This window comes from Cellulosimicrobium sp. EB106-03-01-XG111, assembly GCF_058792115.1.
Map to the genome: position 1 here is coordinate 179684 of NZ_JBYTEQ010000005.1, position 18231 is coordinate 197914.

At 74.9% G+C, this 18231-nt stretch carries 14 protein-coding genes; 6 read left to right on the forward strand and 8 right to left on the reverse strand.

Annotated features, from left to right (window positions below; translation table 11 throughout):
• Positions 1 to 37 precede the first annotated feature (37 nt).
• The 3 genes from AC3WT4_RS06405 to AC3WT4_RS06415 all read right to left on the reverse strand — a co-directional run bounded on the left by AC3WT4_RS06405 (position 38) and on the right by AC3WT4_RS06415 (position 5073).
• Entirely contained in the window at positions 38 to 3553 is a 3516-nt protein-coding gene (locus tag AC3WT4_RS06405) for a LamG-like jellyroll fold domain-containing protein (RefSeq protein WP_492315013.1), read from the reverse strand.
• Between the two features lie 420 nt (positions 3554 to 3973).
• The gene (locus tag AC3WT4_RS06410; RefSeq protein WP_400112279.1) at positions 3974 to 4345 is read right to left on the reverse strand and encodes a UBP-type zinc finger domain-containing protein; all 372 of its coding nucleotides are present in this window, start codon (positions 4343 to 4345) and stop codon (positions 3974 to 3976) included.
• A gap of 35 nt (positions 4346 to 4380) precedes the next feature.
• Positions 4381 to 5073: a hypothetical protein gene (locus tag AC3WT4_RS06415; protein ID WP_240696626.1), complete on the reverse strand. Its 693-nt coding sequence runs from the start codon at positions 5071 to 5073 to the stop codon at positions 4381 to 4383.
• A 242-nt stretch (positions 5074 to 5315) separates the two neighbouring features.
• Between AC3WT4_RS06415 and AC3WT4_RS06420 the strand changes: the two genes are divergently transcribed.
• Complete coding sequence (locus tag AC3WT4_RS06420; RefSeq protein WP_492315014.1) at positions 5316 to 6113, forward strand: carbonic anhydrase; 798 nt, start codon at positions 5316 to 5318, stop codon at positions 6111 to 6113.
• A gap of 33 nt (positions 6114 to 6146) precedes the next feature.
• Here AC3WT4_RS06420 and AC3WT4_RS06425 read toward each other — a convergent pair whose 3' ends face one another.
• Both AC3WT4_RS06425 and AC3WT4_RS06430 read right to left on the reverse strand, forming a co-directional pair.
• The gene (locus AC3WT4_RS06425) at positions 6147 to 6773 is read right to left on the reverse strand and encodes a PWWP domain-containing protein (protein ID WP_286185792.1); all 627 of its coding nucleotides are present in this window, start codon (positions 6771 to 6773) and stop codon (positions 6147 to 6149) included.
• Positions 6774 to 6784: 11 nt separating this feature from the next.
• On the reverse strand, positions 6785 to 7933 hold the full coding sequence (locus AC3WT4_RS06430) for a zinc-dependent alcohol dehydrogenase (RefSeq protein ID WP_400112088.1): 1149 nt from the start codon (positions 7931 to 7933) through the stop codon (positions 6785 to 6787).
• Between the two features lie 277 nt (positions 7934 to 8210).
• On the opposite strand from AC3WT4_RS06430, the gene AC3WT4_RS06435 reads away from it, so the two are divergent.
• The 3 genes from AC3WT4_RS06435 (at position 8211) to AC3WT4_RS06445 (ending at position 12226) form a co-directional block, all read left to right on the forward strand.
• Complete coding sequence (locus AC3WT4_RS06435; protein WP_158097151.1) at positions 8211 to 8354, forward strand: hypothetical protein; 144 nt, start codon at positions 8211 to 8213, stop codon at positions 8352 to 8354.
• Between the two features lie 131 nt (positions 8355 to 8485).
• A complete protein-coding gene (locus AC3WT4_RS06440; RefSeq protein ID WP_492315015.1) occupies positions 8486 to 11431 on the forward strand; it encodes a helix-turn-helix transcriptional regulator in 2946 nt (981 codons plus the stop codon).
• Between the two features lie 3 nt (positions 11432 to 11434).
• The gene (locus tag AC3WT4_RS06445; RefSeq protein WP_492315016.1) at positions 11435 to 12226 is read left to right on the forward strand and encodes a 2,3-bisphosphoglycerate-dependent phosphoglycerate mutase; all 792 of its coding nucleotides are present in this window, start codon (positions 11435 to 11437) and stop codon (positions 12224 to 12226) included.
• Positions 12227 to 12232: 6 nt separating this feature from the next.
• Here the strand turns inward: AC3WT4_RS06445 and AC3WT4_RS06450 are convergent, their stop codons facing one another.
• Complete coding sequence (locus AC3WT4_RS06450) at positions 12233 to 13393, reverse strand: hypothetical protein (RefSeq protein ID WP_492315017.1); 1161 nt, start codon at positions 13391 to 13393, stop codon at positions 12233 to 12235.
• Complete coding sequence (locus tag AC3WT4_RS06455; protein WP_492315018.1) at positions 13390 to 14073, reverse strand: SigE family RNA polymerase sigma factor; 684 nt, start codon at positions 14071 to 14073, stop codon at positions 13390 to 13392. The genes AC3WT4_RS06450 and AC3WT4_RS06455 overlap by 4 nt, the downstream gene beginning before the upstream one ends.
• A gap of 165 nt (positions 14074 to 14238) precedes the next feature.
• On the opposite strand from AC3WT4_RS06455, the gene AC3WT4_RS06460 reads away from it, so the two are divergent.
• Both AC3WT4_RS06460 and AC3WT4_RS06465 read left to right on the forward strand, forming a co-directional pair.
• Positions 14239 to 16488, forward strand: a complete 2250-nt coding sequence (locus AC3WT4_RS06460; RefSeq protein ID WP_492315019.1) for a SpoIIE family protein phosphatase — start codon at positions 14239 to 14241, stop codon at positions 16486 to 16488.
• A gap of 142 nt (positions 16489 to 16630) precedes the next feature.
• On the forward strand, positions 16631 to 17728 hold the full coding sequence (locus tag AC3WT4_RS06465; protein ID WP_108048230.1) for a sigma-70 family RNA polymerase sigma factor: 1098 nt from the start codon (positions 16631 to 16633) through the stop codon (positions 17726 to 17728).
• Positions 17729 to 17739: 11 nt separating this feature from the next.
• On the opposite strand, the gene AC3WT4_RS06470 is transcribed toward AC3WT4_RS06465, so the two are convergent.
• Entirely contained in the window at positions 17740 to 18222 is a 483-nt protein-coding gene (locus tag AC3WT4_RS06470; protein WP_034655964.1) for a DUF1269 domain-containing protein, read from the reverse strand.
• Between the last annotated feature and the right edge of the window lie 9 nt (positions 18223 to 18231).

The following is an 18231-nucleotide window of genomic DNA, read 5'->3' on the forward strand; positions in this document are numbered from 1 at the left end:
ACCCCGGTGCCGGTAGCGCGGCGGCGCCGGCCGACCGTCAGCCGCAGGTGGTCGCGGCGTACGGCGCGACGACCTCCGTGCTGACCTGCTCGCCGTCGACCGTCGCCGTGGCGGTGACGGTCGCCTCGCCCGCCTCGGCGGACGGGGCGCGCACCGCGAACGACTGGTACGCGTTGGCCCCCGGGGCCACGGCCGTGACCGCCTTCGTCCCGAACGGCGTGGCGAGCGTGACGTCCACGGGGACGTCCTCGCCGTTCGTCGCGCGCACGGCCACGTAGGCCTTGCCCGCGAGGCAGCGGGTCTCGGCCGTCACGGTCACGTCGAGCGCCGGCTCCTCGCCGTCGTCGCCGGCGTAGACCTGGGCGACCTCGGCGTCGGACAGCGCGCGGTCGAAGACGCGGACGTCGTCGATCGTGCCGGCCCAGTAGTCGACGGGGTTGCCGCTCCACTGCCCGCGCCCGATCGTCAGCGGGCCGGACGGCGTGGTGCCGCCGCACACGTCGGACTGGCCGACGAGGTCACCGTTGACGTAGAGCTTGAGCTTCTGGTCGGCCGCGTCGCGGACGCCCACGACGTGGTACCAGTCGCCCAGCACGGGCTGCACGACGTACTCCGCGCGCGGTTCGCCGTCGTAGGAGAAGGCCCACCGGCCGCCCCCGCCGTACTGGAGGTAGAACGCGCTCGATCCCGTGACCGAGTCCTGGCCGACGATCGTCGACCACGCGCCCCCGGGCGTCTTGTCGAGCTGGACCCACGCCGACACCGTGTAGGAGCCGGTCGTGTCGACCACGGGGCCCTCGGTCGCGAACGACTGGTTCGTGCCGTCGAGCCTGATCGCGGACCCGGTCTCGCCGTGCCCGGCGACCCACGTGCCGGTCCCCGACGCCGCGTGGTCGCCCACGCCGTCGGCCGCCGTCGTGCCCTGGCCCTCGTCGAACGACCAGCGGCCCGTGCCGGTCAGCCCCGGGGTGCCCGGGTCGACGGGGGCCGAGCCCTGCACCGCCGCCGCGACGACCCGCTCGTTGACGTCCTTGACGCGTGCGGCGTCCATCTTGAGCACGCGGCGGTCGTACGTCCAGAAGCCGTTCAGCTCGTTCTCGACGTCGGAGATCTCCGTGTACACCGAGCCCGACAGGTAGCACTGCGCCGGCCGCACGAGCTTCTCCGTGTTCTGCACGTACGCGTCGGTCAACGCCTCGCTGTTCGCGACCCCGCCGTACGGGTTCGCCGAGACGCCCGGCCACATGTGGCCCGGGACGCTCATCGAGAAGCCGCCGTGCTCGCCGTCGATCGCGGCGCGCGTCGCGTCCGGCTTCGGCAGCGCCGGGCCGGTGTACTGGTGCCAGTCGATGATGTCGCCCGTCTTCGAGTCGCCCTTCGACGCGCAGCAGTTGTAGCCCGAGTGCGTGTTGAGGATCCGGCTCGGGTCGTAGGCGTCGATCGTGTTCCCGATCCGCGCGGTGTCGGCCAGGTTCCACTCGCCCCAGCCCTCGTTGAACGTCACCCAGCCGACGATCGACGGCACCGAGCGGTGCTGGTCGATGATCGTCTTCATCTCCTGCTCCCAGAAGACGCGCGACGCCGGGTCCGTGTCGCCGTTGTTGAACCACCCGCTCGGGATGTCCTGCCAGACCATGAGGCCCAGCGTGTCGGCGTGGTGGTACCAGCGGGCCGGCTCGACCTTGATGTGCTTGCGCACCGTGTTGAAGCCCAGGTCCTTGTGCGCCTGGAGGTCGAACACGTACGCCTCGTCGGACGCGGGCGTGTAGATGCCGTCCGGCCAGTAGCCCTGGTCGAGCGTCGACATGAGGAAGGTCTTCTCGCCGTTCAGCAGGATGCGCTGGACGCCGTCCACCTCGGACACCTCGATCGAGCGCATGCCCGCGTAGGACGCCACCGTGTCGGTCGAGTCCCCGTCGGTGAGCGTGACGTCGACGTCGTAGAGGTACGGGTCGTCGGGCGACCACAGGTGCGCGTCCGGGATCTCGACCGCGAGCAGCTCGTTCGCGGGGCCGGTCGCGGTCCCGACCTCGGTGCCGTCCGCGTCCCGCACGACGGCGGTGACCTCGGCCGCGTCGGACGCGGAGGCCGACTGCGCGGTCACCGCGAGGACGCCGGCCTCGACGTCGGGCGTCGTGACGACGGCGTCGATCGCCGCGGCCGGGACGGGCTCCATCCACACCGTCTGCCAGATGCCCGACGTCGGGGTGTAGAAGATGCCGCCCGGGTTGAGCGTCTGCTTGCCGACGGCCTGGTTGCTGCCGTCCGTCGTGTCGACGACCCGCACGACGAGCTCCTGCTCCGTGCCCGCGACGAGCGCGTCGGTGACGTCGAACGAGAACGCGTCGTAGCCGCCGCGGTGCGTGCCGACCTCCTGGCCGTTCACGTACGCCGTCGCGACGTAGTCGACCGCGCCGAAGTTCAGGCGCAGCCGGTTGTCGCTCCCGACCGCCCAGTCCTGCGGGACCTCGAACGTGCGGCGGTAGAACATGTCGTCCTCGCGCCGCTCGATGCCCGACAGCGCGGACTCGACCGCGTACGGGACGACGATCTCCTCGTCGAGGTCGCGGCCGCTCGGCACGGCGTCGTCGGACTCCGCCGCCTCGAACTGCCAGACGCCGTTGAGGTTCTGCCACGCGTCGCGCGTGAGCTGCGGGCGCGGGTACTCCGGCAGGGGGTTGGTGGGGTCGAAGTCGTCGGCCCACGGGGTCTGGATCCGGAACTCGGAGCCGTTGGTCACCGGCAGGTTGAGCGACCCGACCTTCTCGCCGCCGACCGTCAGGTCGCCCTCGCCGTCGTAGACGAGGCGCGCGGTCGACGCGCGGTCGACGGGCTCGGCGAGCGTGATGCCGAGGACGTCGCCCTGCGCCGCGACCTGCGCGACGGGCCAGGCGAGCTGGTCGACCTGGACCTTGAGGTGGTCGACGAGGCTCTCGTCGACACCGCCCGCGGCCCCCTGGAACGCCACGTTGAGGCTCGCGCCGTCGCTCTCGAGCGCGGCCTGCGCGGGGAAGACGACGAAGTCGTCGGGGTACGTGAAGGCGTCCGTCGGCACGATCTCACGGTCCTGCGAGGGGCTCTGCCACCGCAACCGGAGGTGCGCGCCACCCGTGTTCTGGAACATCTCCATGCGGAACGCGTACTCCTGACCCGCCTGGAGCTGGACCGGGGCGGACGTCTGCTCGACGTCCCAGTCGTCGACCCAGTGGTCGATGACGAGCCGGTCGTCGATCCACAGCCGGAAGCCGTTGTCGCCGATCGCGGAGAACGTGTACGCCTCGCTGTAGTCGGGCGTGATCTGCCCCGTCCAGCGCGCGGACGTGCGCTCGCCGCGACCGGTCAGCTCGGCGAACGTCGGCACCAGGTTGGGGAACTCGATCCGCTGGTCGGGGATCGTGGCCCTGAGGTCGGTGAGCGGCCAGCCGGGGCCGCCGGACAGGAAGTACTCGCCCTTGAGCCCGTTGTCGAGGGCGAGGTCCTGGGCCGCGACGTCCTGCGTGGCCTCGTCGGTCGGGGCCGACGGCGTCGCGATCGCCCCCGCCGCCGTCGCCACGGCCAAGGGCACCGTGAGCGCGGCGGCCAGTGCCGCCGCCAGGATCCTCGCCGGTCTGCCCCGTGGGGGTGCTACCGCTGTCATGGACTGCATCCGTGCTTCCTCCTCGTCGAGTGAATCCAGGGACTGCACGACGCGGCGGCGAACCGGGCACCGATGCTCCGGCGGTCGCCCTCCTTGGCGCACCGCACAACGTCTCCCCAGAATCAAACAACTTCCACCAGAAAAAGACAACAGGTCACAGCACAGAACAGGCGACCGGGGCCACGGCGTGGCGACATCGGGCTGCGACGGGCGACACGTGAAGCGACGCGGGCGGCGTTGCGCGCATCGTGCACCGCGCCCTCGAGAGCGGCCGGAGCGGTGGAAGAGAACCCCGCACGCACAACCCTCGGCCAGAGGCCGAGGGTTGCGAAAGGGTCAGCGGTGGATGAGCGACGTCCAGTCGGGCGGCACGCGGTCGGCGGGGCCCGGCGACCCTTGCTCGGGCGGCCGGGACAGCGGCGCGGCGAGGTGCGGGCCCTCGAGCACCTGCTCGGTCTCGAAGTCCCAGTACCACTCCTCACCGGGCTCGAACGAGCGCATGAGCCGGTGGCCGGTCTCGTCGTAGTGCGCGGTCGCGTGCTGCGCGGGCGACGTGTCGCAGCAGCCGACGTGCCCGCACGTCGCGCACCGGCGCAGGTGCACCCACCAGCCGCCGGCCTCGTCGCACTCGGCGCACCCGGTGCCGCTCGGCGGCACCTCGACGCGCACCGCGGTGGCCAGGGCGGCCGCGAGCGCAGGGTCGTCCAGACCCTCGCCGTTGACGTTCGGCGCGCGGTCCGTCGTCACCGCGCCCCCGCCCCGGCGGCCCGGACGACCGGCGCCCACGCCTCGGGGTCGAGAGCGGGCGCGGGCTCTGCCGCGGCCCAGGCGCGGCAGTCGTCGATCGTCGCGGAGAGCAGCGCGCGCAGACGCTCGTCCGGGTCGCTCACGCACGCCTCGGCGATGCCCTGCACCGCCGCGGAGATGATGCTCGGCGCGGCGTCGCGCACGAACCGGGTGGGCCGCAGGCGCGCGCCCTCGCAGAACCGTTGCGCCCACCGCGCGGTGCGCGGGCAGCTCGCGAGCGCGTCGGCCGACTCGGCGCTCAGCGTGCCCGCGGGGCGGTCGTCGAGGACGTCGAGCATCTTCTCGGCGCCGATGATCGCCACCGCGAGGGTCTGCTGCCGGTCCGCCGGGGCGATCGGCAGCGCCGTCACCGCGGCGCGCAGCGCGATGCGCACGTCCCAGTGCGGGTCGTCGCTCGTCAGTCCGATGACGGACGGGATGAGCGGCGCGAGCTTCGGGCGCTCCGGGTCGACCGTGAGGTCGTTCACCGCGCGCGCGAGCATCGCGAGCAGCGGGTGCGTGCACCGTGGATGGTCGCTCCAGCGCTCTCCCGCGAGATACGACGCGAGCTCCATGAAGCACGCACCCTTCTTCGGGTTGCGGTGCTTGCCACGGCCCAGCATCGGCAGCATGTCGTAGGTGTCGGTCACGAGGTCACCCCCACAGCGGGTCCGGTCCTGCGTCCAGTCTGCGCCGGGGTCCCGCCGTTGGCAACGGGAGGAGTGACGCACGACACACGACGTTCGGTACGGGTCGTCCCGTACCGGCGCGCGCGGCCGCCTACGGAGACCACGTAGGGGTGTTGTCCAGCGTCTCGGGACGCTCCTAGCGTCCTGGACGCGACCGAGCGACCGCCCGGCCGCGTCGGAGAGGACAACAGGAGGCGTTGACGATGACTCGTGCCGTGCGCAGGACCGGAGTACGGGCGGCCGCCGTGGGCGTCGCCGTCGTGGCGACGGGCTTCCTGGTCCCGGCGTCCGCCTCGGGCGGCTGGGACTACGCCGAGCGAGGACCGGAGACCTGGGGCGACCGCTACCCGGCCTGCGAGGGCGCCGCGCAGTCGCCGGTCGACATCCGTCGGGGGTCCGCCGCCGACGCCGACGGCACTCCCGTCGAGGACGTCGCGCTGGACTACGCGCGGTCGAGCGAGGTGACGGTGCGGCACACCGGGCACACCGTGCAGGTCGACGTGCCGGCCGGCGCGGGCACGCTCGACGTGGGCGGCACCGCCTACGCGCTGCGTCAGCTCCACTTCCACACGCCGAGCGAGCACCGGCTCTCCGGGGTGGCGCAGCCGGTGGAGCTGCACCTGGTCCATGCCGCGCCGGACGGCAGCCTGGCGGTCGTGGGCCTGCTCTACCGCGAACGTGCGGCCGACGCGGCGCTGCACCCGGTCCTGTCCGACCTGCCGGGATCCCCGGAGGACGACGCGCGCCGGGTCACGCTCGCCCTCGACCGCGTCGTCCCGGACGACCTGGACGTCTACTCCTACGCGGGGTCGCTCACGACGCCGCCCTGCTCCGAGACCGTCACGTGGTTCGTGGCGCAGGACGTCCGCTCGCTCTCGTCGGGCCAGGTGCGGGGGTTGGGGGAGCTCTTCGACGGGCCCGAGCTCCCCCAGGGCAACGCGCGCCCGGTCCAGCCGCTCGGCGGACGACCGGTCCTCGCGACGGAGCTGGAGACGGACTGACCGCGGATCGCGTCGCTGCGTCCCGCGCCGGTCTCAGCGCCGGGCGCGGCGCACGAGCGCCCGGAGGGCCCACACCCCGACACCGGCCGCCGCGACCCACGGCCCCGCCACGAGGACCGGGTCGAGCACCTGGTGTCGCGTGTCGACCCGCCCGCGCCGCGAGCGGATCCCGTGCCCGTGGATCTCGCCGACGACGCCGGTCTCGGTCACCGGGTCGTCCGGGTGCAGCGAGGCGAACGACCGCAGGTGGCTCTCGACGGCGTCGACGCGGTCGCCCGCGAGGAGCAGGAGCCAGTGCGCGGCCCGGCCCTCGCTGAACCGGCGGTACGCGTACCGCCGCACGGCGCCCGACGCCCCGTGCAGCGGCGCGGAGGTGCCGAACACCGGGGTCAGGTGCGCGTGCTCGACCGACCGCTCGCGCGGCCGGAGCTCGGGCTGCTGCTCCGGGACGTCCCAGTGGGCACCCGTGGCCGCGGGGTCGTAGATCTCCCGTGGGTACGACGGCCGGTCCCTCGGGTCCAGGTCGACGCCCCAGCCGGGGACGCGGGCGCGGAGCGCGTCGGCGTCCACGGGCCGCTGGGCGGGGCCGGCGACGTACGGCGTCTCGGTGGCGGGCGACCGGGTCGCGGTGGACGGGTCGTGCGGTGCGGCGTGCGTCATGGTGCTCCTCCTCAGTCCTCGTCCACGACGACGACGGGCTTGATGCACCCGTCGAGCTTGGCGGAGAAGATGTGGTAGCCCTCGGCGATGTGCTCGAGCGGCACGTGGTGGGTGATGACGTCGCGCGGCGTGAGGTAGCCCGCGCGGACGTGCTCCAGGAGCCGGGGCCACTGACGCTTCACGGGCGCCTGGTTCATCCGCAGCGTGAGGCCCTTGTTCATCGCGTCGCCGAACTTCACCGACGTGAACAGCGGGCCGTAGGCGCCCATGACGGAGACGGTGCCGCCCTTGCGCACGGCGTCGATCGCCCAGTTCAGCGCGACCGGCGAGCCCGCCTGGAGCTTGAGCTTCGCGCTCGTGACGTGCTGGAGCAGGTTGCCGTCGGCCTCGGCCCCGACGGCGTCGACCACGCGGTCGGCACCGAGCCAGTCGGTCTCCTTCTTGAGGTGCAGGACGACGTCGTCGACCTCGGTGAAGTTCACCGTCTCCGCGAGAGCGAACTCGCGGGCCTTGGCGAGCCGGTACTCGAGGTGGTCGACGACGATGACGCGTGCGGCGCCGAGCAACCACGCCGTGCGGGCCGCGAAGAGCCCGACCGGCCCGGCGCCCAGGACCACCACGACGTCCCCCGCGGCGATCTCCGCGAGCTGCGCGCCGAAGTACCCGGTCGCGAGCGCGTCCGTGCACAGGAGCGCGTCCTCGGGGTGGAGCCAGTCCGGGATCACCGAGGGGCCGACGTCCGCGAACGGGACGCGGACGTATTGCGCCTGGCCGCCGTCGTACCCGCCGGTCGTGTGCGAGTACCCGTAGATGCCGCCCACCGCCGTCGCGTTCGGGTTGACGTTGTGGCAGTTCGAGTAGAGGCCCCTCGCGCAGAAGAAGCACGAGCCGCAGTAGATGTTGAACGGCACCATCACGCGGTCCCCGACGTTGAGGTTCCGCACCGAAGGGCCGACCTCCTCGACGACCCCGACGATCTCGTGGCCGAACGTGTGGCCGACCCGGGTGTCGGGCATCATCCCGTGGTAGAGGTGCAGGTCGGACCCGCAGATCGCCGCCCGCGTGACCCGGACGACGGCGTCGTTCGGGTGCTCGATCACCGGCTCCGGCTTCTCCTCGACCCGGACCTTGTACGGCCCGCGGTACGTCATGGCGCGCATCGTGCCTCCTCGGCGCTCGGTTGGTCTCCCCAGCCTGCGCGCGCCCCCCTCACCCGCATCTCAGGGCGGCGAGCACCGTGCCGGCGCCGGACCGGACCAGGACGACCGCGCCGGTGCCTTAGGCACGGGGGGCCACCTCAGACGCCTCAGGCCACGGTCGACGCCCGGCCTAAGGCACCCCCCGACGAACGGTGCGCGGTCGACCGATGCGACGGCCCGGTGCTCAGGACGACTGTGAGTGTCGGACAGGCAGGGAGCCTGGGAGACGGGGACGACCATGAGCACGCACATCGATCCGACGTTCGACGCGGACCTGGAGTACCGCGCGGAGCGTCTGCGGGCGGACCTGCGGCACGACGAGCCCGCGCTGCTGCACTGGTGGCGCGGCCGTCGTCGTCGCCACGACCACCCGGCGCGATGACCGCGCCGCCCGACGCCGCCGACGAGGCACCTCTCGCCGGCGGCGTCGTCGTGTCCGGCGGGGTGGCCCGGTCGGCGCCGGGCGGTCAATCGGCTGGTCACGTGTCGGTGCCCGCTGCGAGGATGGGGACCGTGCCCCGACCCTCCACGCGCGCGCCCTTCGTGGCCCGCGCGGCCGAGCTCGACGTGCTCGCCGCGGCGGTCGAGCGCGCGCGCCGCGGCGAGCCGGGCGTCGTGCTCGTCGGCGCGGACGCCGGGGTGGGCAAGACGCGCCTGCTCACCCGTGCGGCGGAGCTCGCGGCCGGGACGGGCGCGACGGTGGTGTGGAGCCACTGCGTCGACCTCGGCGAGGTCGGCCTCCCCTACCTCCCCTTCTCCGAGGCGCTCACGACCCTGCGCGCCCAGCACCCCGCCGTCGACGAGACGGTCGCGGCCCGTCCCGCGCTCGCGCGCCTGCTCGACGCCGGCACCCCGGCCGACGACGAGCAGAGCCAGGGCGAGCGCCTCCAGCTCTTCGAGAGCGTCGCCGCCGCGATCGCGGCGTCCGGGACGCCTGAGGCGCCGCTCGTCCTCGTCGTCGAGGACCTGCACTGGGCGGACCCGTCGAGCCGCGACGTCCTGCGTTTCGTCGTGGCGCGCCTGCGCGCGGAGCACGTCCTCGTCGTCGCGAGCTACCGCGCGGACGACCTGCACCGCCGCCACCCCCTGCGCCCGGTGCTCGCGGAGCTGCTGCGCCACCCGCGCGTCGAGCACGTGCAGCTCTCGCCCTTCACCGAGCGCGAGCTGCGGGAGTTCACGACGGCGCTCGCCGGCAGCCCGCTGCCGCCCGCGGCGTTCGAGTCCGTGCGCACGCGCTCCGAGGGGAACGCCTACTTCGCCGAGGAGCTCGTCGAGTCCGGCCTGGGCGACGAGCTGCCGTGGTCGCTCGCGGACGTGCTGCGCGCCCGCCTGGAGGGGCTCGACCCGGCCGTCCAGCACCTCGTGCGCGTCGCGTCGGTCTCGGGACGCCAGGTGAGCGAGCCGCTCCTGCGCGCCGCGCTGGCGCGGGACACCGACGACGGCGAGCCCGCGGACCGGTCGTCCGGGCGCCCGTTCGACGCCGCGCTGCGCGAGGCGATCGCGCACCACGTCCTCGCGGTCGAGGGCGACGGCGCCCGCGACACGGTCGTGTTCCGGCACGCGCTGCTCGCCGAGGCGGTCGCGTCCGACCTGCTCCCGGGCGAGCGCGTCGGCGTGCACCGCGCGTACCTCGCCGCGCTCGACGACGACCCGGCGCTCGGGTCCCCCGCCCTGCGGGCCCACCACGCGCTCGCCGCGCACGACCTCCCGGCCGCGCTCACGGCGTCGCGCGCCGCGGCGCGCAAGGCGGCGCGCGTGCTCGCGCCCGCGGAGGAGCTCCGGCACCTCGAGCAGGTGCTCGCGCTGTGGCAGGCCGTGCCCGACGCCGCGACCCTCCTCGGGGAGGACCGCGTCACGGTGGCGCTCGCCGCCGCCGGGGCCGCGAGCCGCGCGGGCGAGCCGGACCGCGCGGTCGCGCTCGCCCGGCGCGTCGTCGAGGGCACCGCCGACGACCCGATGCGGCAGGCGTCGCTGCGGCACGTGCTGTCCCGGTACCTGCTCGGCACGGAGGAGGTCGAGGAGACCCTCGCGCACACCGAGGCGGCGCTCGCCGTCCTGCCCGCCGAGCCGCCGTCGCTCGACCGCGCGTGGACCCTGGCCATGCGGGCGCGCGCCGCGATGAACGCCGACCTCGACGAGCTCGCCGCCGAGGTCGCGGCCGAGGCGATCGACGTCGCGCACCGCCTCGACGCGCCCGACGTCGAGGCCGACGTGCTGACCACGATGGCGATCCTCGAGGTCGCGGACGACGACCGCGCCGCGGTGCTGCTCGCCCAGGCCCGGGAGCGCGCGGTCGAGGCGGGCGACATCCTCACGGAGCTGCGCTGCTGGTACAACATCGCCGCGAACCGCTACTACGCGGGCCGCATCGACGAGGCCCTCCAGGTCACGGAGGACGGTCTCGACCGCGCGCGGGCGACCGGCCTCGGGTGGAGCGCGTACGGCGTCGAGCTGCGCCTGTTCCGCGACCTCGTCCGGTACGTGCTCGGCGACCTCACCCCCACGGCCACCGCGGGCGAGACCATGCCCGAGGGCTCCGCGCCGCAGCTCTCGTGCGTCCAGCTCTACGCCGCCGTCGCGCGCGGCGACGCGGACGCGATCGCCCGGGGCACCGCGCTGCGCCGCGACTGGTTCCGGGACGGGCAGATCGCGCTCATCTCCGGCGGGTGCTCGATCGACGCCCTCACGTGGGCCGGACGCCGCGACGAGGCCGTGGCGCTCGCCGTCGAGCTCGTCGACCACCTGGGTCGCACGTGGAGCGACTACTTCCTGGGCCGCATCTGGATCTCCGCCCTCGCGCTCGCCGCCCTCGCCGACGCCGCGGACGCCGCCCGTCTCCAGGGCGCGGCCGGGGCCACCACGGTCCGCGAGCTCGTCGCGCGCGGGGCCGAGCTGCTCGACGCCGCCCGCACGACCGCCGAGCGCGGCCGCCCCCGCGGGGGTCGGCTCGGGCCGGAGGGCCGGGCGTGGCTCGCGCGCGCCGCGGCGGAGCACTCGCGCCTCACCGGCACGGACGACCCCGCGCTGTGGGAGGAGACGACGCGCCTCTTCGACTACGGCTACCGGTACGAGGTCGCGCGGTCCCGGTTCCGGTGGGCGCAGGCCCTGCTCGGTGCGGGCGACCGCAACGCCGCCGAGATCGAGGCCGCGCAGGCCCTCGAGGAGGCCGAGGCCATGGGCGCGACGCCGCTCGCCGAGGCGGTCCGCGCGCTCGGGCGTCGCGGTCGCCTCGACCTGCCCGGCGTCCGCCGGTCCACGACCGCCGTCCTCACCGAGCGCGAGGAGGAGGTCCTGCTGCTCGTCGCGCAGGGCCTGACCAACCGGCAGATCGGCGAGCGCCTGTTCATCTCGGGGAAGACGGTGAGCGTGCACGTGTCGAACGTCCTCGCCAAGCTCGGGGCGTCGGGGCGCGCCGAGGCCGTCTCGCTCGCGCACCAGCGCGGCCTGCTCGAGGTCTGACGCGTGGACCCGTCGCCCGGGGCGCTCGTGCTCGTGCGGCACGGGCAGAGCACGTTCAACGCGGGCGACCGCTTCACCGGGCTGCTCGACGTGCCGCTCTCCGACGTCGGGGTCGCCGAGGCGCGACGCGCGTCGCGCCTCCTCGCGGACGCCGTCGCGCGCGAGCCCGCGCTCGCCCCGCGGCGCGTCGTGACCTCGCCGCTCGTGCGCGCGTCCGCGACGGCCGCCGTCGTGGCCGAGGCCCTGCCCGGGCCGCCGCCGCTCGCGGTCGAGTGGCGGCTCGTCGAGCGGCACTACGGCGCGTTCACCGACAAGCTGCGCGACGTCGTCCGCCGCGACTACGGCGAGGCCGCCTACTGGCGCTACCGCCGGTCGTACCTGCACCGGCCGCCGCCGCTCGCCGCCGACGACCCGGCGCGCGCCCTCGTCGACGACACGCTCCTGCGGCTGCCCGACGCCGCGCGCGCCACCCTGCGGCCGGACGCCGAGTCCCTCGCGGACGTCGTCGAGCGCCTGCGCCCCTTCTGGGCCGCCACCCGCGCGCGGCTCCTGCACGGGGAGGCGGTGCTCGTCGTCGGGCACGGCAACTCGCTGCGCGCCCTGTCCGTGCTCGTCGACGACCTCACGCCCGAGGAGGTCCAGGACCTCGACGTGCCCACCGGGCACCCGCTCGTCCACCGCTTCACGACCGGGCCCGACGCCGCGCTCGTCCCCGACGTCCGCGGCGGCACCTACCTCGACGCGCAGGGCGCCGAGCACGCGGTCACGGACCTCCGGGCCCGCGGGGGCACCTGACGACCGTCATCCCGCGCCCTGCGCCTCCCGGTAGTCCCGCCAGAACTCGTCGCGCACGAGCGCGGCGTCCATGAGGCACTGCCGCCAGGTGTCACCGCGCACCCCGGGCGGGACGTCGAGGGACCCTCCGGTGGCCGGCGTGGACCGGGGCTCGCCCCGCACGTCCAGGCACGCGTCCAGGAGCGCGTACACGTCCGGCTCGCCGCGTTCCTCCACGACGGAGCGCAGCGCGCCCAGGACTTCGGGGGCGCCCGGCGGAGCCTCGCGCAGCAGCGCGTCGGACCTGCCCGTCGCCGGGTCGTACTCGGTGCGACAGTCGGAGAACCCGCCCTCGCCCGGCACGGCGCTCTCGCACGTCTCGGTGCTCCACACCTCGGTGTCGTACGAGGTCAGGCCCCGGATCTCCGGACCGGGGGCGGCCGAGGTGCCGAGCACCATCGCGTAGAGGACGCGTCCGCCGTGGACGCTGGTCGGCACCGCGAGGCTGGTCACGGAGGCGCCGGTCGCATCCGTGACCTCGCCCGCGAGCACGGCCCAGAGCTCCCCGTCGCCGTCGAACGGCGACAACCCGAGCACGAGCCGCTCGTCGCTCGCAGCGCGCTCCACGACGACCATCCTCGCGTGACCGGAGCGCACGACGGTGCCCGCATCCTCACCACGCCGGAGGCGTCGGAGGTCGCCGTCGTCACCAGCCACCACGCGCACGGCCGGCGCGGCCCCCTCCGCCTCGGAGCCCGGGTCGTACTCGACGAAGAACCTGTCGCCGTCGCGCCACGCGCCGAGGCCGAGGTCGAGGACGTACGTGCCGTCGTCGCGCAGGTAGGTCGCGGGCTCGGCGACGGCGACGACGCCGGGCGCGACGTCGACCGTGGTCGGCTCGGCGACCAGCACCTCGTAGCCCGGGGAGCCGGTGACGACCTCGCGCGCGAGCTCGCGCACGCCGCCGGGGCCGCCCGCCGTGACGACGCCCGTGCCGACGAGCCCCAGCGCGACGACGCCCGCGACCCCCGCGAGGGACCGACGCCGCTGCGCACCGCGCCGGCTCGACCGCAGGACCACGTCGAGGTCGAGCGTGGAGGGCGGGACGGCGTCGTCGGCCGTGCGTCGCAGCCGCGCGAGGAAGTCGTCGTCGGGCGGGGCGGGGGTCGAACCGGTTGCGCGGCTCATCGGGCGGTCCTTCCGCTGGTCGTGGGGGCGCTCTCGTCGAGGGCGCCGAGGAGGGTGCGGAGGCGGGCGAGGCCGCGCGACGCCGTCGACTTCACGGTGCCGACGGGCATGCCGAGCTCGGCCGCGACCTCGTTCTCGCTGAGGTCCAGCAGGTGGCGCAGCACGACGACGCGCCGCTGCCGGACCGGGAGCGCGAGCAGCGCGCGCACGACGGCGTCCCGGTCGTCGACCGCGGCCGTGCCCGCTCCGCCGTCGCGCGCCGCCGGACGGGCCGCTCGCTCGGCGGACGAGAGCTCGTCCGGCCCGGCGAGCACCTCGCGCCGGGTGCGGCGCCACGTGTCGATCCGCAGGTTCGCCAGGACGCGGCGCGCGTAGGCGAGCGGGTCGCGCTGCGCCGCTCGCGGCCACGCGCGGTAGGTGCGCTCCAGGGCGTGCTGCGTGAGCTCCTCCGCGCGGTGCCGGTCCCCGCACAGGAGGTACGCCATGCGGTGCAGCGGGTCGCGCGCCTCGCGCATGAACGCGGTGAACTCCTCGTCGCGGGTGCGGCGGGCGACCACGTCGACCTCGAGCGGCGCCTCGGGCGGCCACCCGTCGTCGGGCCTGCGCTCCTCGTCCTCCCGCACCCCGTCCTCCTGCTCGAGCACGAGCTCGTACCGCCTCGGGCGGTCCCGCGCGCTCACCGTGCCGCCCCGCTCGGGGAGCGACCGCCGTCGTGTCGTCGTCTCACGAGCGGAACACGCAGCACCCGCACGCGACGTTCCCTTCTGTCCGATTTCACCCCCGACGCCGCGCCGGGTGGGGCGGGTTGCGCTGTTTGACCAGGGTCGTCCCGGTGATACTGGACCATGACCGACGCCCAGGCGATCCACGAGCTCGTCCAGGCGGGGCTCGCCGAGCCGGCGTCGGACGAGTCGTTCGACCGCTTCGCGCGGCTCGTGCACCGGCAGCTCGGGGTGTCGTCGGCGCTCGTCACGCTGGTCCTCGACGACGAGGCGGTGCTGCCCGGAGCGCACGGTCTGCCCGAGCCGTACCAGTCGGCGCGCCGGACCCCGCGCAGCCACACGTTCTGCCAGTTCGTGGCGAACGAGGCCCGCCCGCTCGTGGTCGAGGACGCGCGCACCGTCCCGCACCTGGCCACGCTGCGGGCCGTCGACGACATCGGCGTCGTCGCCTACGCGGGCTTCCCGATCTTCGACCCGCAGGGCCGTGCGGTCGGGTCGCTATGCGCGTTCGACCCCCGCCCCCGCACCTGGTCGGACGACGAGCTGGCGACGCTCGCGGACCTGGCGTCCGCGTGCACGTCCGAGCTCCGGCTGCGCCTGGCGCGGGCACGCGCGAGGCGCATGCAGCGTGTCGCGCTCGCGGCGAACAAGCGGTCGCGCCTGCTCCTGGAGCTGTCCGAGTCGTTCGCCGCCGCGACGTCCGTCCGCGACGTCGCCGAGCGGCTGGCCGCCGTCGGGGCGGCCATCGGCGCGCGCTACGCCGGGCTCGCGCTGCTCGACGGCGGCGGCACCCGCCTCGAGTTCACGACGCTGGACCACCTGGAGCCGGGGGTCCCGGCGTCGTTCCGCCGCATGCGCGTGGACGCGGACCGCGCCGCGTCGACCGCGGCACGGACGCGCGAGCCCCTGTTCTTCCGTGACCACGTGCAGTACGGCGAGCGGTTCCCCGAGGCCGCGTCGCTCATCGCGCCCGACACGGTCGAGGCGCGCTCGTTCGTGCCCGTCCTCGCGGACGACCGCCTCCTGGGGGTCGTGGCGCTCGCGTGGGACACGGTCCGCGAGTTCGACGACGACGCCGTGAAGACGGAGACGACGATCGCGTCGTACGTCGCGCACGCGGTCGAGCGCGTCCGGCTGCTCGAGGAACGCCACCGCGTCGCGGCGACCCTCCAGGCCGCGATGCTCACCGAGCTGCCGCCGGTGCGCGGCGCGGAGCTCGCGGCGACGTACGCGTCCGCGACCCGCACGGACCAGGTCGGCGGCGACTGGTACGACGCGGTGGTGCTCGACGACGACGCGTGCGTCCTCATGATCGGCGACGTCACCGGGCACGACATGCGCGCCGCGGCGCAGATGGGCCAGCTCCGGTCGATGCTGCGGACGTTCGCCTGGTGCCAGGACGAGCCGCCCGCCGTGCTGCTGCGGCTGCTCGACCGGGCGAACCGGGGGCTCGCGCTGCACTCCAGCGCGACGGCCGTCGTCGTGCGGCTCGACCGCACCCCGCAGGGGTTCGACCTCACGTGGTCGAACGCCGGGCACCCCGCACCGCTCGTGCTGCGCGCCGACGGGACGGTCGACACGCTCGAGTCCGCGCCCGACCTCATGCTGGGGGTGCTGCCGAGCACGTCGCGGTACGACCACCGCACGCGCCTCGCGCCGGGCGACACGCTGCTCCTCTACACCGACGGCCTCGTCGAGCGCCGCGGCACGTCGTTCGCCGAGCGCCTCGCCGGCCTGCGGGCCGTCCTCGGCGAGCACGCGGGCACCGCGACGTCGGCCCTCCCGGACGCGCTCGTCCGCCGCCTCGTCGCCGACCAGCGGGACGACGTCGCGGTCCTCGCCCTGCGCGTGCGGCACACGGTCTCGCGGGCACCGGCGCCCGGGCGCCCGTCCGTGCTGACGCGGCCGGTCGAGCACACGTCGGCGGCGATCGGCCCCGCGCGGCGGTGGGTCGACGACGTGCTCGAGAGCTGCGACGTGTCGCCCGCGGTGCGCCGCGTCGCGATGCTCCTGACGAGCGAGATCCTCACGAACGCGGTGCAGCACGGGACGGCTCCGGTCCGGGCGGTGCTCGAGGTCGGGCACCGGGTGGTGCGGGTCGGCGTCGAGGACGGGTCGACCGCGCTGCCGAGGCTGCGCTCGCCGCGGCCCGAGGAGACGGGCGGCCGGGGCGTGCAGTTCCTGGAACGGTGCGCGTCACGCTGGGGCGTCGACCTCCACGACGACCCGGCGGCCGACAGCGCTGCCGACGACGGCGTTGCCGGCAGCGGTGCGGCTGGCGGCGGTGCGGCTGGCGGCGGTGCGGCCGACGACGACGCGGCCGGCGGCCGCGCGGTCAAGACCGTGTGGTTCGAGCTGGACCTCGACGGCTGACCCCGACGGTCGTCCGGTGCCCCTGTGCGGTGTCGGAGGGCGGCGGTAGCGTGTGTGAGGTGGGCCACTCCCCCCGGGCACCGCGCGCGAACCCGTGACCCCTCGTGCACGTCGAGACGACCGAGTCCTGAGAGGCAGCACCATGACCGACCTCGCCACCCCCGCGACCCTGCGCGGCGACGCCACCGCGACCGCCACTGGCACCGCCCCCACGCCCGCCCCTGCCCCGCTGCCCGACCGCGAGCACCTGGACGCCGTCCTCGACGGCCACCGGCGCGAGCTCACCGGCTACTGCTACCGCATGCTCGGGTCGTCGTTCGAGGCCGACGACGCCGTCCAGGAGACGTTCCTGCGCGCCTGGCGGTCCTACGACCGCTTCGAGGGCCGCTCGGCCCTGCGCTCGTGGCTCTACCGCATCGCGACGAACGTGTGCTTCGACGCGCTCGGCGCGCGCAAGCGGCGCGAGCGCCCGATGGGCCTGGGCGGGCCGCAGGCCCCGGAGCTGGAGAACCTGGGCCAGGTGCTGCCGGAGGAGACGTGGGTCGAGCCCGTCCCCGACGACCGCGTGCTGCCGCACGACGGCGACCCGGCGCAGGTCGCGGTGGGACGCGAGAGCATCCGCCTCGCGTTCGTCGCGGCCCTCCAGTTCCTGCCGCCGCGGCAGCGCGCGGTGCTGCTGCTGCGCGAGGTGCTGCGCTGGCAGGCGAGCGAGGTCGCGGAGCTCCTCGACACGACGGTGGCGTCGGTGAACAGCGCGCTGCAGCGCGCCCGCGCCACGCTCGCGGCGCGCGCGCACTGGGACAGCTCAGGGCTGGGCGACGAGACGGGATCCGCCGCGCCGGTCGCGGCGAACGCGGGCCTCGGCGACGAGGAGAAGCTCCTGCTCGAGCGCTACCTCGACGCGTTCGAGCGCTACGACATGGACGCGCTGGTCGCGATCCTGCACGAGGACGCGACGCTGTCGATGCCGCCGTACCCGCTGTGGATGCGCGGCCAGGCGGACATCGTCGCGTGGATGACGGGCCCGGGTCACGAGTGCGAGGGCTCGCGCATGGTCCCGGTCGCGGTGAACGGCACGTTCGGGTTCGGCCAGTACCGCCGCGCGGCCGGCGGCGGTCACGAGCCGTGGGCGCTCCAGGTGGTCGAGACGGAGGGCGGCCGCGTCACGGCCATCAACGCGTTCCTCGACACGGCCTCGTGGTTTCCGCTGTTCGGGCTCCCGGAGCGCCTCGACGACTGACGCGCCGCGGGTCAGCCGAACGTCTCGAGGAGCGTGCTCCGCTCGGCGTCGGTGAGGTTCGTCGCGACGAGCGTGCCGTGGACCCCGTGGAACCGCTCGCCGACGCGGTCGAGGTCGCCGTCCTCGGTGACGACGAACAGCGCCGACGTCCCGGGCGTCACGCCCTCGCGGATGCGGTCGAGCTGGTCCTTGTCGATCCCGACGGCCTCCATCGCCTTCGTCGACGCGCCGATCGCCGCCCCGGCCGCGGCACCGAGCACGGGTACCAAGAACAGCGACCCGAGCAGCAGGCCCCAGAAGGCGCCCCAGCCCGTGCCGCGCCACTCGTCCTGGTGGCCGTGGCGCGTCGTCGGCTTGGCCGCGCCCTCGGGCCACGACACGACGGCGGTGTCGACGATCTTGACGGCGTGCTCGGACGCCGAGTCGTGCAGGATCCGGGACGCCGCGTCGGCGCCTTCGGGGGAGTCGAACTTCCAGACGGTGAAGGTGGCCATCGTTCTCTC

Bases quoted from the DNA above. Each gene is read 5' to 3' on its own strand.
- AC3WT4_RS06465 (WP_108048230.1), top strand. From the start codon at position 16,631: ATGACCGACCTCGCCACCCCCGCGACCCTGCGCGGCGACGCCACCGCG.
- AC3WT4_RS06470 (WP_034655964.1), bottom strand. From the start codon at position 18,222: ATGGCCACCTTCACCGTCTGGAAGTTCGACTCCCCCGAAGGCGCCGAC.
- AC3WT4_RS06430 (WP_400112088.1), bottom strand. From the start codon at position 7,933: ATGCGCGCCATGACGTACCGCGGGCCGTACAAGGTCCGGGTCGAGGAG.
- AC3WT4_RS06460 (WP_492315019.1), top strand. From the start codon at position 14,239: ATGACCGACGCCCAGGCGATCCACGAGCTCGTCCAGGCGGGGCTCGCC.
- AC3WT4_RS06435 (WP_158097151.1), top strand. From the start codon at position 8,211: ATGAGCACGCACATCGATCCGACGTTCGACGCGGACCTGGAGTACCGC.
- AC3WT4_RS06450 (WP_492315017.1), bottom strand. From the start codon at position 13,393: ATGAGCCGCGCAACCGGTTCGACCCCCGCCCCGCCCGACGACGACTTC.
- AC3WT4_RS06420 (WP_492315014.1), top strand. From the start codon at position 5,316: ATGACTCGTGCCGTGCGCAGGACCGGAGTACGGGCGGCCGCCGTGGGC.
- AC3WT4_RS06425 (WP_286185792.1), bottom strand. From the start codon at position 6,773: ATGACGCACGCCGCACCGCACGACCCGTCCACCGCGACCCGGTCGCCC.